The following is a 13,890-nucleotide window of genomic DNA, read 5'->3' as shown; positions in this document are numbered from 1 at the left end:
ACAAGACATGACTCAAAATTTGCTGGAAGTACAAGGGCTGAAAACGGAGTTCAAACGCGGCGATGGAAGTATAACGGCAGTTGCAGGTGTTGACTTTGTGATTAAGAAAGGTGAAGTGCTGGGTCTAGTTGGAGAATCCGGCTGTGGCAAAAGTGTTACCTCACTGTCGATAATGCGTCTCCTTAAGGATACGCCAGGCAGAATTTCAGGAGGTTCTGTTCGCTTCGAGGGAACAGATCTGACGAAGGTTACGGACAAAGAGATGCGCCAGATACGGGGAAATGAAATGGCGATGATTTTCCAGGAGCCGATGACTTCGCTAAATCCTGTGCTGAAGATTGGTTTACAATTGATGGAGCCGATCATGTTGCATTTGGGTTATGGCCGGAAGAAGGCTCGTGAACATGCCATTCATATGCTGCGGTTAGTGGGTATACCACGTGCGGAAGAATTGGTGGATGAATATCCGCATCAGCTCTCTGGTGGTATGAGGCAGCGTGTCATGATTGCGATGGCGATGTCTTGCCACCCGAAACTGCTGATTGCAGATGAACCGACAACGGCGCTTGATGTAACGATTCAAGCTCAAATCCTTGATCTAATGAAGCACCTGAAAGAAGAACAGGACATGGGAATGCTGCTCATTACCCACGACCTCGGTGTAGTAGCTGAACTATGCGACCGTGTAGTCGTTATGTATGCTGGTCGTGTAGTGGAGGAAGCTTCCGTTCATGAACTATTTGCTAGACCGCAGCATCCATATACGAAGGGATTAATTCAATCCGTTCCTAAGCTGCGTCAAAACGTACGTCGCTTGGATTCCATTAAAGGGAATGTACCTGACCTTTCACAAATGCCAGCAGGTTGTAAGTTTGCGCCACGCTGTGCTTTAGTCACGGAGCGTTGTCTCTCGCAGGAGCCAGAGTTACTTCCGGTTGAGGGGTTGGAGCGAAAGAGTCGTTGTTGGCTTACACAGCAGGAGAACACGGAAGGAGGGGAACGTTTGTGATGGAGACTCCACTCATTGAAGTTAAAAGTCTGAAAAAGTTTTTTTCGGTGAAGAAGGGCTTTTTCGGAACTACTAGATATTTGCACGCAGTTGATGGGATCTCATTCGCTATACGTAAGGGAGAAACGTTCAGCCTTGTGGGTGAGAGTGGCTGTGGTAAATCTACTACGGGGAGATTAGTGACTCGCTTGCTGGAACCAAATGACGGTGAAGTGTGGTTTAAGGGCCAAAATATTAGCCATATCTCAGATAATCAAATGCGGCCTATTCGTAAAGATATGCAGATGGTGTTCCAAGACCCCTATGCTTCGCTTAATCCACGGATGAAGGTAAAGGATCTTGTGGCTGAACCTCTGCTCATTCATACAAAGCTATCGTCCAAAGAGCGGGATAAACTAGCATGCGAGTTACTAGAGACAGTGGGATTGAATAGTTTCCATGCCGAGCGCTACGCTTTTGAGTTCAGTGGTGGACAGCGACAACGGATTGGAATCGCCCGAGCATTGTCTGTTCGTCCCAGCTTAATCGTGGCGGATGAGCCTGTATCAGCACTGGATGTATCGATTCAGTCTCAAGTGCTGAATCTGTTGCAGGATCTGCAGGAAGAATATGGCCTGACGTATTTATTCATTTCACATGATCTAAGTGTGGTTGAGCATATTAGCGATCGAATCGGAGTTATGTATCTTGGTTCCCTCGTAGAGGCGGCGGATAAAGATACTTTGTATGATCGTCCAATGCATCCATACACACAAGCGTTGCTATCTTCAGTACCTGTACCCGATCCTACCTTAAAGAAGGAGCGCATTATTCTGAAGGGGGATCTTCCAAGTCCGGTTGATCCACCGACGGGTTGCCGTTTTCATACAAGATGTCCTTCCTGTATGGAAATCTGTAAGCAGCATGTACCGATCTTCCGAGAAGTCGAACCAGGTCATGAGGTTGCGTGTCATTTATTTGATGAAGAAATGCTGAAATTAGAGCGATAATGGAAATTGTGAGATAACTTTACGGAAAAGAAGGGACAGCGATGAATATCTTATTCGATTCCGCTAATGTAGCGGATACTATTATCTATTTAGCTTATGACGAGGAGTCTTTTCCTTTTAAGCTGGGAGCGGCCCACAAACAGAGCAGTAGTGTAACTTGGCTACATGCTCGCTCTGAGGAAGAGTCCGATGTGTTAGCGGTAGGAATGGGAAAGCGCAAGGATATTACGCTTGAGAAGATTCGCCGAGCAGGTGGAGCTGCTGCGCGTGCAATTTTGAAGGAAGGTCGTAGCAGTGCTTCATTTGTTCGCCTAACATCCGAGGCTGTAGATAGGAAGATTGAAATTTCTGCTGCTGGTGAATTACAAGCTTGGATGGAAGGCTGGATTCTCGGTTTGTACCGTTTCCAAACTTATCGCGGAACTACCAAGGTCGAGGGCTCTGTTGATTTACAGCTTCAGTCGATAGATTGGCCTGAGCTGTCTTCGATTGATTTGGAAGCTGTGCGGGTTTCTGCACAGATACGCGCGGAAGGAGCAGTAGTCGCACGGGATCTTGTAAATGAGGTGCCCGGAACATTGAACCCAGATCGTTTCGCGGAATGGATGGCTGAATTTTTCGACCGAGATGATCCGGCACTGAAAGTTCATATCTATCGAGGACAGGAGCTTGTGGATCTTCAGATGAATGGATTGCTCGCAGTTGGAGCAGGAAGTAAGCATGCTCCAGCCTTAGTTGAAATCCGTTACGAGAGCAACCCGGAATTACCGATGCTAGCATTGGTAGGTAAAGGTGTAACCTTTGACTTAGGTGGCATGAATGTGAAGACGGCCAGTGATATTAGCGATGCACGCATGGATATGGGCGGTGCGGCTGCTGTGATTGGGGCTATGGATATTTTGGTACGGAAGCGTGCCAATGTAAATGTGACCGCACTCATTCCGGTCGTTGATAATGTACCAGATGCTGAGGCGATGTTGCCTTCGTCTGTTATCCGCTACCCTAACGGGCTAACCGTTCAGGTTGCGAATACGGATGGCGAGGGTCGACTTATCATAGCGGATGCGCTTATTCATGCCGCGAATATTGGAGCAAACCAAGCTATCGATATCGCTACCTTAACTGGAAATGTTGGTGCGGCGCTGGGATTAGGCATCGCAGGCATATGGGGCGATGCAGATATAACGCAGAGTCTGGTTGAGATCGGTGAGCGCAATGGAGAACGATTGTGGCCCATGCCGCTAATGGATGAATACGAAGCAGATCTACGAAGTAATTACGCGGATCTGCGAAATGTGAGTACTTCCCCCTTTGCAGGTGCGATTACAGCAGCCCTATTTATTCGGCGTTTTGTAGCAGAATCGATGAGCTGGGTTCATATTGATATGGCTGGTACGGTACAGTACAAGCAGGATGTGGGGTACTCAGAAGCTGGAGCGACGGGATATGGTGCACGCCTGCTAGCTGATTATGCAATGAAGCAAGTACATCAATAACAACTGGAGGAGTGGGGGAAAGTCATGAGATTGGAAGTCATCGCTACATGTATGGATGATGCTATGACGGCTGAGGCGAATGGTGCAGATCGCCTGGAGCTCATTACTGCCATTACCGAAGGCGGATTAACACCAGGCATAGGGTTGGTGGAGCAGGTGGCCAAATCGGTTAGTATTCCTGTCTTCGTAATGGTCCGTCCGCACAGTCGATCATTTAACTATTCCAAGTATGATATTTTGACCATGGCTGCAGAGATCAGGCAGATTGCAGCCAGCGGTGCTTCGGGAGTGGTTCTTGGCGCGTTAACACCGGAAAAAAAGATCGATGAGCGTGCGCTTGAAACATTATTGCCGTTGACAGATGGCCTTCAAGTAACCTTCCATCGTGCTTTTGATGAGCTGGAGGATCAAATTTCAGGTTATCGAACGCTTTGTAATTATCCGCAAATTACACGTATTCTTACTTCTGCTGGACCAGGTCCAGCACCTGAAGCTATTCCCGCTATGCGAAAGCTAGTAGAGGAATCAAGAGGCAGTTCGATAAGTATATTGGCTGGAAGCGGCCTGAAGCCAGAAGGTATTACATCCTTTATTCAACAGACTGGAGTCACAGAAGTACATTTTGGATCGGCTGTTCGTTATGGCAAAGACGCTTTGTCGCCAATCGATCCAGTAGCCCTACGGGCGTTAGCTGATGATGTTCATTCTAATAGCTAATATTTGATGGTGAAAAGGTGAATGGTTATGCATAAGGTAGAAAGTTACGTAGTAGGAATTGATTTAGGCGGTACAAAAATTGCCGCAGCATTATTCGATTCAAAGGGTACCGTGTTGAATCGGGAATTAATGGAGACAGCCGGCGCGAGCACCGCTGAAGAGGTGGTGCAGCGTATGATCGGAATGATCCGCTCAGTATCCGAAGGACGACCGCTGATTGGGGTTGGACTTGCTTCTCCTGGAGCTGTGAATAGCCAGGATGGAATCGTAATTCACGGTACTAATCTTCCTGAATGGGATAATGTACCACTGAAGCATTGGATGGAGTCAGAACTTGGCATAGAAGTGAAAGTGGTAAACGATGCGAACGCTGCGGCCTGGGGCGAGTATGTAAGGGGTGCTGGCAAAGGCTCGAACAACATGGTGTATGTTACCTTCAGCACTGGAATTGGAGCTGGAATTGTCATGGATGGTGAGCTACTGCTCGGCACGAACTCATTTGCAGGAGAGCTAGGTCATAATATTATTGACCCGAACGGTACGGAATGTAGCTGTGGCAGATATGGATGCTGGGAAGTGTTTGCTTCGGGTACAGCGATTCGGGACATGGCACTGCGGAGTATGGAGAGCAGAACGTCGATGATTACGGAGCTGGCTAGTAGAAGTGGTGAAAAGATTAATTCTCGACACGTTTTCGAAGCGATGGCATTAAAAGATCCGGTGGCTGTCGAGGTGATTGAGCGAACGATTCATTATATGGCGATTGGATTAGCTAACGCGGTACATACGTTTAATCCTGATCGCATTGTAATTGGTGGAGGCGTAAGCAAAGCTGGTGAACTACTGTTCCCGGCGCTGAGAGAGAAAACAGAGGAACTTGTCATGAAGCCGTATAAAGGAACTTATACTATTGAATCAGCAGGTCTGAGGGATGATGTAGGTCTTATAGGCGCTGCGGCACTATTTCATACCGCCCTAGGCTAGGTTATCTATTTATCAAAGCTATCGAAAACAGAGGGGCTGAAGAGATGAGTACAAGAGAAGAAAGAACGAGATGGTTCTTGCAGGATAGATTCGGTATGTTCATTCATTGGGGATTATATTCCATTCCAGCACGAGGTGAGTGGATACGTGGGAACGAGCGAATGAGTAGAGAGCATTATATGACGTATTTCGATGAATTTGACGCATCTCGATATGACCCGAAGAAGTGGGCCAGCGCAGCAAAAGCAGCAGGGCAGAAGTATGCGGTTCTTACGACTAAACACCACGACGGATTCTGTTTGTTCGATAGTAAGCTAACAGACTTCAAGGCGACCAACACGCCTGCTGGACGTGATCTCGTTCGAGAATATGTAGACGCTTTCCGGGCTGAAGGCATTGCTGTAGGTCTGTACTACTCTATTATTGATTGGGATCATGATGATTACCCTGGATATGGTGATAAAGCGCATCCGGATCGGGACAATGAAGCGGCGAAAGACAAGCCGATTGATTTTGATCGATACTTGGAGTATATGCATGGACAAGTGAAGGAGCTATTGACGAATTACGGAAAAATCGACATCATGTGGTTTGACTTCTCCTACGACAATATGACCGGCGAAAAATGGAAAGCAACGGAGCTAATCCGTATGATTCGCTCTATCCAGCCGGATATTATTATCGACAATCGTTTAGGGGGGAATATCCGCGCGGCCGAGCCAGAAGAATATGCTGGGGATTTCTTCTCCCCAGAACAGATCATTCCTCCCGGTGGCATTGTTGACGTGAATGGTCAGTCCATTCCATGGGAAGCATGCATTACGCTTAACGATAACTGGGGTTACCATTCCGAAGATAAAAATTATAAATCAACCCAGCAGGTCATTCGCTCAATGGTCGAATGTATCAGCAAGAACGGTAACCTGCTCCTTAACGTTGGTCCAGATGCCAAAGGTGAAATGACCCGAGAATCACTTGTCATCCTTGATGAAGTAGGCGAATGGATGCGTCTGAATGGTGACAGTATTTATGGCTGCGGCAGCTCATTGCTTGCTAAGCCAGAGTGGGGCCGTTATACGCAAAAGGGGAACAAGTTGTATGCACACGTCTATGATCGTGGTATTGGTCCGATCTATTTCCAAGGCTTGAAGGGGAAGATTAAGAAGGCTAGATTACTACGAGATGGCACGGAATTGAAGGTAGAAGCACCATGGATGGCTGAGGAATATTCGGATGTCAACGGTGGAGCGTTTATTACATTAAAGGGGGCTAAGCTTCCCGACGAGATGGATACGGTTATTGAGCTTGAGCTTCTTTAATTAAACCAGATAGAGTGTCCCATAAGTCATGAATGGCTGCTGGGGCACTCTATTTTTTTTATTTGATTCGATAACGATTACGATATATACAAAGCACCAATCGGACACAGATGACCCTAATCGCAGTATTATTGCATTGTTGGGATGTTAACGGATCGTATAGACACTATTGGTATGAAAAACACATTTATGAACCTCTTTCAAGAGAATAGCTGCGCTGGAGTCCAAAACTCTGTTTAAAAGGCTGGGAATTCGCAAATAACGTCCTCTGGGTCCGTAACACTTAGAGGGTGCTGACTGACACTGTGAAAGCTGTTGAAGCAGGCAGCCAACGAATCAGAATACAAAGCGGCGATTCTCCAAATAACAAGAGAATCGCCGTTCTGTGCATACTAAAGGCGAGACTTGCGGTAGCCTTCGTATATATTGAGAACCGCAACTAAAATCAAGCAAGCAATTCCCCCACCTACTAGCCCCGTTTCAAATTGATTAGCTGTAGTGGTTAATAAATTAGACATGTAGTTGATGAATTCTTGGTTAAGTACATTCGGATTCATTAGGATAACAGCGAACACAATGAGCACAATGAGCTCGAGGGCCGTATTACATAATGCTAATCCTCTAGTCCACTGTCTTTTGATTAATTTATATATAGTTAATGCTACTTCTAATCCGATCACAATAAGAATAATAGGCCAATAATCAAGTAACACATGCTGATTAAAAGCTGGGGCTACGAAGTCAAGCGCCCCTTCACCCCCTCTATAGACTCTGATCAGGTGTTCAGCATTAAAATAAACAGTAGCCCAAATGGCAATCCACAGTAAACTTCCGAACACTTCGAAGCTTGTAATTGCTTTTTTCTTATGGACAAGCGCGATATCCTTCAAATCATCGGGTGACCATTTACTTAACTTTGTAGTAAGTGGATGACCATCCTTTCCTTTATCTGCTCGTTCAATAATAGCGAAAACAACAGTTAGCCAAAAAAAGACTTGGATTCCTACTTCAAGGATGGTTCCAATTCCTGTACTTATAACAGTAGTAACAATATCCGCAACTGTTTTATCGCCGCTATAGCCAATCAAGTAATCAGCAACCAGAGCGATTAAAGAAACAACTACAGCGATCGGTATAATCATTTTTAATAACGTAACATATAAATCGAAATAGCGTGGGCCGATGAGATACATGGGCTGATCGCGATACTCACTAGCTAAAATAGCGGGATTGCCCAATTTTGCAAGGACGGCCTTAACCTCTTTTTCGTCATAATCGTCCGGTAACATATCCTCGATGGTTGATCGTAATTCTAATGCGATGTCTTCCCGATTTTGTTCCGGTAACCTCCGAGTAACTTCATGAATGTAAATCTCAATCAGCTTCATGGTCATCCTCCCCTTGTAATAGGCCGTAGAGTTCTTTCGAATTCTTAAGCCATTCTTCCTTTAGCTGCAAAAAAATTTCTACGCCATAGTCACTTAGAACATAATACTTACGGGGTCTGCTCTCGGATGTATCCCAGCTGCTCGTCACTAATTCCTGTTTCTCTAATCGGCGAAGTAATGGATATAGGGTGCTTTGATCAATGGTAATGCTGGAATCTTCCAACAATTGAACGAGCGAATATCCATACTGGGGTGTTCGTAATTGACTTAAAACAGCTAGCGTTAACGTACCTCTTCTAAGCTCTGTAATTAAGGAGTTTAATAAAGTACTCATTCACCCACCTCATTATATTTCTCGTTTAAATGCTTGCCGTTCTAGAATGAACGACGAAGGCGTTTATACTTGCTGTGTGTCATACAGTATTCGATCTATACTATGTATCATACACTATTGTTGTTACGACAGCAATTGAAATAAAATGATCTTCTAAGAAAAACAAGAAAAAAATTTCTATTTGTGCTGTCAAACTAAACCTGTATTCCGAACTGGTATTTGGCAAGCAGGTAGGATTCCTACTGAGCTTGACTTCATATCAGTTTACTAGTATACTCATGTTAACAAATCAAATACAAACAAAATAAACAAACGATGGACGTGACCAAATGAGAAACAATGGATTCACCGAAGATAACCAATTAAGCTTATTGATCTGGTTGCGACTAGTAAGGATATATGAGAATAGTAACGATCTTTCCAATGAGTTCTTGAAGCAATTTGACTTAACAGTTAATCAATTCGATACCTTGGTACAAATATTAATACATCAGCCTGTATCACAGATGGAAATTGCAGAACACCTAACCATTACCAAAGGCGGAGTATCGCATATGTTAGGTCGATTAGAAAAAGAAGAATTAATTGAACGCAAACAGGATTGGAAAGTGAAGTACATTACTTTAACGGAAAAAGGCCAGACTCTTATTGAGAAGGTGTTGCCTTTGCAGTCCGATTTCCAGGCTTCGTTATTCGACCCATTGACTGACGAGGAAAAGAAAGTGTTTTACAGCATGCTTAAGAAGATTCATCGGCATAGTAAAGATGAGAATCGACTCCCGCGAGGTGTTCAGTAGTACGCCAGAGCTTTATTGATAATAAAGCTTACTTTTTTTCTTATCAGTATACTAGTAAACTTAAAACTAACAAAACTCATTTAGGAGGTTTTTAAAATGAAACAACAACTAATAACCGGGCAACATCATGTGTCTATGCTTACTAAGGACGCTAAACAAAACTTATGGTTTTATACAGAGGTCCTGGGACTGAGACTTGTAAAGAAAACGGTCAATCAAGATGATCCATCCATGTACCATCTATTCTATGGAAATCGTAATGGCGCCCCTGGCACCGAGGTATCTTTTTTTGAAATGCCAAATGCAGGTCAGACTCGCAAAGGGACAAATAGTATTAGTTCTTTCTCCCTTCTTGTTCCTAGCGATGAAGCCTTGTCATATTGGGCTAGTCGATTAGATTCTTTTGAAGTTCCTCATGAAGCCATTGTAAGTATCGGGGAACGTAAGTCGCTTACTTTTTATGATAGAGATGAATTGACGGTCCATTTAGTATCGGCTGAAAAAGATAACGGAATAGAGCTAGTTGAGCCATGGATTACAGAAGACATCCCGCCAAAGTATGCCATCGTTGGGTTAGGACCCGTCGAATTGACTGTTCGTGAGGCAAGCGGCACAAAGGCGGTTTTGGAAGATATCTTAGGCTATACACAAGTTCGGACAGTACCATCGATGGGTGATCCGAAGGTTATGGTAGATATATATGAAACGGGTAAGGGTGGTTTATACACCGAGCTCCAGCTCAAAGAAGTAAATGACAAAGATCGGGAGAGACCAGGTAGAGGGAGCATCCATCATGTGGCTATAAGAGTGAAGGATGTTGAAGAACTAACCGAATGGGCCGCCAAAATCACTGCTGCAGGCTTTAAGAATACAGGGGTCATTGATCGTTATTACTTCCATTCCTTGTATTTCCGGGATCCGAACCATATTCTTTTTGAGCTTGCTACAGATGGACCAGGATTTGAGATTGATGAAACTTTTGACGCGCTAGGAGAGAATTTGACCTTACCTTCATTTCTGGAAGAACGTCGTGAAGAGATTGAATCGAAGCTTCATCCTATCCGCTAAACCTAATACAACTATGAAAAGAGGACATAATCATGATGGAACAATATAGAATCGATGAGAAAAAAGGGTTGGAGCTAGGTTTATACACGTTAGGTGATCACACCACAGACGCCTTAACAGGAAAAGCAATTAGTGAACAACAACGGATTCAAGAGATCGTAGCTGCTGCCAAATTAGCTGAGGATGCTGGATTAGATGTATTTGGAGTAGGCGAGAGTCATCAACCGAAATTCATTACCTCAGCAGCCTCGGTTGTCCTTGGAGCCATTGCAAATGCAACCGAACGTATAAAGCTTGTCAGTTCAGCAACTGTGCTAAGTACAGCAGATCCTGTACGTGTATATGAGGACTTCGCAACATTGGATTTGTTATCAGGCGGTAGAGCAGAGATTGTTGCTGGGCGTGGATCGCGTCTCGGTGCTTACGAACTTTTTGGTTACGACGTAAGAGATTATGAAGAATTGTTCGAAGAGAAAATTGAATTGCTCATGAAAATAAATGAGTCCGATCGTATTACGTGGGAAGGGAAATTCCGTCCTGCATTAAATGATATGGAAATCTTCCCTAAGCCCTTAAATGGAAAGTTGCCAATTTGGCGAGCGGTTGGGGGACCTCCAGCAAGTGCAATTAAGGCGGGAAGAATGGGGATCCCGATGATGCTGACCACCCTTGGTGGACCGTCATCTGCCTTTAAAGGTTCTGTAGACGCGTATCGTATGGTTGCTGCAGAGTCAGGATTTAATCCAGATGCCCTTCCCATCAGCACAACTTCTCTAATGTATATTGATCCGGACTCACAAAAAGCATTCCGCGACTATTATCCATATATCAATCACTTGATGAAAGAGCTTCGTGGGTCTTACTATCCGAAAGAACAATTTGCGGAAGCGATGAGTGTGAGAAATGCGCTGCTCGTGGGCAGCCCGCAACAAATTGTAGAGAAGATCCTCTATCAACATGAGATGTACGGTCATAATCGTTTTCTAGCTCAGATTGATGTTGGTGGGTTACCTTATGCTCAAGTGGAACAAATGATTGACCTGTTCGCATCTGAAGTAGCACCAGCCGTAAGACGCGCAACAGCTAAGAAATAAGAAGGAGGGGTTATTATGAAGATCATTGGGATATCAGGATCGATTGTTGGATCGAAGACTAGAATAGCCGTACAGCAAGCACTTAATAGTATTATAGAAAAGCATCCGGATTTCGAAGTAGAACTCATCGATCTAGGTGATTATAAGCTAGAGTTTAGTGATGGACGTAGCTTCATGGATTATACCGGCGATACCAAAGTCGTTCTGGAGAAAATTATGGAGGCCGATGCGTATATTATCGGAACACCTGTTTTTCAAGCTTCGATTCCGGGAACACTAAAGAACCTATTTGATTTACTCCCGGTTAATGGGTTTAAGGATAAAGTTATCGGAATTGTGGTAACTGCCGGTTCATCAAAACATTATTTAGTGGCAGAACAACAACTGAAACCGATTCTCTCTTATATGAGAGCGGTGGTGGTTCCTAAGTATGTTTTTATTGAAGAGAAACAATATGACCGGAAAGTAATTGTGGATGATGATATTGTTTTTAGACTGAATCGACTAGCTAACGAATTGGTGAATACTACTAAAGCAATGCAGTTCGTAAAGAAAGAGGAAGAAGCAGCGTTCTTCTTTTAAAAAGAAGGGCTCTGTTAAAAAAAATACCTTCAGCCTGAATATAGAAGGGGAATTCAACCCTTATGTTGTATTTCATGCAACAGAATGGATCCAAAAGAAAGGGGATCTGAATTCTGTTGCATTTTTTACAATTAAAAGTAGGTTTAAACTCTTTTTCTAAGATTTTTACTAAAATCTAATGCACGAAGTGCAACAGAACTCTTTTTTTGAGGTCTGTATAAGACTTTCTATTGCACATTATGCAATGGAATGGAGTTCGGAGTTCATATTCTATGCATTTGGATGCCATATGCGAATGCATAGAAGTATATTAGATTATTTAAGGCAGTACGAAATATGTATTGATTAGAGCGTTAATCTCGTAGTTCAATAGAATGAATAGTAGTATCGACATAGGTATGAGCATGAATTGAACATCGTATTCAATGTTGGGAAGTGTGTAGTGTAAGGATTCATTTTTTTTTAAAGGAGGAGAGTTGTGACGAATAACATTATTGCTAATGGCAGGTTGTATAATCAAATGATTGCGGGCTCTGTATATCACACACCAGAGCAGGTCGTAAAAAAATTAGGCGCTATACAAGCGCAAGACTATATGCAGGCGGTATGGGCTATAGGACTACGTTCTCCAGGCACGAAATTAGCTGTTATAGAGCGTGCTATTGTTGACCGTAAAATCATTCTAACCTGGACGCTACGAGGTACGCTTCATTTCATCCCAGCAGAAGATGTGAAGTGGATGCTTCAATTATCTGCACCGCGTTTAGTATCACAAACGAAGCGGCGAATGGCGGAGCTTGGATTAGATGATCAAACACTGGAGCGCTGTAGAGAAATTATAGTGGCAGCTTTAAAAGGCGGAAAGCAATTGGATCGTTCTGCTCTGCTTCAGTTAATAGAAGAGGAAGGTATCCACACTGGGAATCAGCGCGGTTATCATATGCTCTGGAATAGTGCCTATCAAGGACTGATTTGTTTTGGTCCGATGAATGGTAAACAGCAAACGATTGTATTGTTAGAGGAATGGGTTCCGGATTGCCGAGAGCTATCTTACGAAAAATCGTTGCAAGAACTCGCATTGCGGTATTTCACAGCTCGTGGATGGGCGACCGTTCAGGACTTTGCTTGGTGGGCAGGCATAACCCTTACAGATGCTAGACGAGGGCTAGAATTTGTGAAAAATGAACTTCATTCGGAGGATATAGAGGGTAGCGAGTATTGGATGCCTACCCATCGACTAACTCCTTGGGATGAAGACTCGGGTGTTTATTTACTTCCGGGTTTTGATGAGTATATCCTTGGATATAAAGACCGGAGTGCTGTGCTTGACCCTGAGACAGCGCCTTTGATTGTTCCTGGGAACAACGGTATTTTTCTGCCGATGATTGTTGTAGGTGGCCAGGTTGTAGGTACATGGAAACGTACGATTAAGAAAAAAGGGATTGAGATTGTCATTCATCCTTTTGGAGAGCTTGGAAATGCTGAAGAAGCTGTGTTTAAAGCTGCTGAACGATATGCTGCTTTTATCGGGCTGCCGATACTCAAAATAAGCATATCTTCTCTATTGAAATGAGAACTAAACCTCATTTATTACACACACCTCGCCATCATTGTTAATTAATGGTACATTTATTAAGAGGATTGGTAGTGAACGAATGAAAAAGACGGGCTTTGGTCGTATTAGGGATCGAATATATTACATCAGATTCGTTTAATAATAGGATAAAAGAGGTGTTTTTTCGAAAAAAATCTACATCGCAGCTCTAAGTTTTGTATTTTTGCTTGTATTGACCGTTTGTGATCGCGAAGAAGTTAGCAGCACGGCGATACCGGAGGTAACCGTACATTCGGATGGAAAAGTGATTCTATCTCAGATCACCTCAAGAGAGGTTGGCACAGAATTGGATGATGAGAGTACACTTTTTCAAGCACTGATGAAGGATTCTGCGGCTTCTATTCTGGTTGAAGATGAAATGCTCAAATATAGTGAGAAAATGGCACAGCCTATAAATATTGAATTCGTGGATCGAAAAGGCATGTTCACACTTGGGTCTAATATGGTTGTACGAACAAATGCCAAGTAAACATTTTTGAACATAAAAAAGACTAACCA

General features: G+C 43.7%; 14 protein-coding genes. 12 read left to right on the top strand and 2 right to left on the bottom strand.

Annotation, left to right across the window (positions count from 1 at the left end; genetic code table 11):
* Positions 1 to 7: 7 nt before the first annotated feature.
* From QNH28_RS19550 to QNH28_RS19525, 6 genes are read left to right on the top strand one after another with little or no spacing between them, the layout of a single operon-like run.
* Entirely contained in the window at positions 8 to 1,009 is a 1,002-nt protein-coding gene (locus QNH28_RS19550) for an ABC transporter ATP-binding protein (protein ID WP_283908166.1), read from the top strand.
* A complete protein-coding gene (locus QNH28_RS19545; RefSeq protein ID WP_283912207.1) occupies positions 1,009 to 1,998 on the top strand; it encodes an ABC transporter ATP-binding protein in 990 nt (329 codons plus the stop codon). The genes QNH28_RS19550 and QNH28_RS19545 overlap by 1 nt, the downstream gene beginning before the upstream one ends.
* Before the next feature lie 41 nt (positions 1,999 to 2,039).
* Positions 2,040 to 3,494, top strand: a complete 1,455-nt coding sequence (locus tag QNH28_RS19540) for a leucyl aminopeptidase family protein (RefSeq protein WP_283908165.1) — start codon at positions 2,040 to 2,042, stop codon at positions 3,492 to 3,494.
* Positions 3,495 to 3,518: 24 nt separating this feature from the next.
* Positions 3,519 to 4,211 (top strand): copper homeostasis protein CutC, encoded by a 693-nt coding sequence (locus QNH28_RS19535; RefSeq protein WP_283908164.1) that lies wholly within the window; start codon positions 3,519 to 3,521, stop codon positions 4,209 to 4,211.
* 27 nt (positions 4,212 to 4,238) lie between these two features.
* Positions 4,239 to 5,195: an ROK family protein gene (locus QNH28_RS19530; RefSeq protein ID WP_283908163.1), complete on the top strand. Its 957-nt coding sequence runs from the start codon at positions 4,239 to 4,241 to the stop codon at positions 5,193 to 5,195.
* Between the two features lie 44 nt (positions 5,196 to 5,239).
* Complete coding sequence (locus QNH28_RS19525; protein WP_283908162.1) at positions 5,240 to 6,514, top strand: alpha-L-fucosidase; 1,275 nt, start codon at positions 5,240 to 5,242, stop codon at positions 6,512 to 6,514.
* Between the two features lie 392 nt (positions 6,515 to 6,906).
* Here QNH28_RS19525 and QNH28_RS19520 read toward each other — a convergent pair whose 3' ends face one another.
* Positions 6,907 to 7,902: an HAAS signaling domain-containing protein gene (locus QNH28_RS19520; protein WP_283908161.1), complete on the bottom strand. Its 996-nt coding sequence runs from the start codon at positions 7,900 to 7,902 to the stop codon at positions 6,907 to 6,909.
* On the bottom strand, positions 7,889 to 8,236 hold the full coding sequence (locus QNH28_RS19515) for a PadR family transcriptional regulator (protein ID WP_060622832.1): 348 nt from the start codon (positions 8,234 to 8,236) through the stop codon (positions 7,889 to 7,891). Before QNH28_RS19515 ends, QNH28_RS19520 begins: the two co-directional genes overlap by 14 nt.
* Before the next feature lie 329 nt (positions 8,237 to 8,565).
* On the opposite strand from QNH28_RS19515, the gene QNH28_RS19510 reads away from it, so the two are divergent.
* The 6 genes from QNH28_RS19510 to QNH28_RS19485 all read left to right on the top strand — a co-directional run bounded on the left by QNH28_RS19510 (position 8,566) and on the right by QNH28_RS19485 (position 13,861).
* On the top strand, positions 8,566 to 9,033 hold the full coding sequence (locus tag QNH28_RS19510) for a MarR family winged helix-turn-helix transcriptional regulator (protein ID WP_283908160.1): 468 nt from the start codon (positions 8,566 to 8,568) through the stop codon (positions 9,031 to 9,033).
* A gap of 96 nt (positions 9,034 to 9,129) precedes the next feature.
* The gene (locus QNH28_RS19505; RefSeq protein ID WP_283908159.1) at positions 9,130 to 10,101 is read left to right on the top strand and encodes a ring-cleaving dioxygenase; all 972 of its coding nucleotides are present in this window, start codon (positions 9,130 to 9,132) and stop codon (positions 10,099 to 10,101) included.
* Positions 10,102 to 10,133: 32 nt separating this feature from the next.
* Positions 10,134 to 11,195, top strand: a complete 1,062-nt coding sequence (locus QNH28_RS19500) for an LLM class flavin-dependent oxidoreductase (RefSeq protein ID WP_283908158.1) — start codon at positions 10,134 to 10,136, stop codon at positions 11,193 to 11,195.
* Positions 11,196 to 11,210: 15 nt separating this feature from the next.
* A complete protein-coding gene (locus QNH28_RS19495) occupies positions 11,211 to 11,777 on the top strand; it encodes an NADPH-dependent FMN reductase (RefSeq protein ID WP_283908157.1) in 567 nt (188 codons plus the stop codon).
* A 478-nt stretch (positions 11,778 to 12,255) separates the two neighbouring features.
* Positions 12,256 to 13,350 (top strand): winged helix DNA-binding domain-containing protein, encoded by a 1,095-nt coding sequence (locus tag QNH28_RS19490; RefSeq protein ID WP_283908156.1) that lies wholly within the window; start codon positions 12,256 to 12,258, stop codon positions 13,348 to 13,350.
* 205 nt (positions 13,351 to 13,555) lie between these two features.
* Positions 13,556 to 13,861, top strand: coding sequence for a hypothetical protein (locus QNH28_RS19485; RefSeq protein ID WP_283908155.1), 306 nt, complete (start codon positions 13,556 to 13,558; stop codon positions 13,859 to 13,861).
* The last annotated feature ends 29 nt before the right edge of the window (positions 13,862 to 13,890 follow it).

Source organism: Paenibacillus sp. G2S3 (assembly GCF_030123105.1).
Lineage (GTDB): Bacteria > Bacillota > Bacilli > Paenibacillales > Paenibacillaceae > Paenibacillus_AQ.
This window is presented reverse-complemented; position numbering and strand designations above follow the sequence as displayed.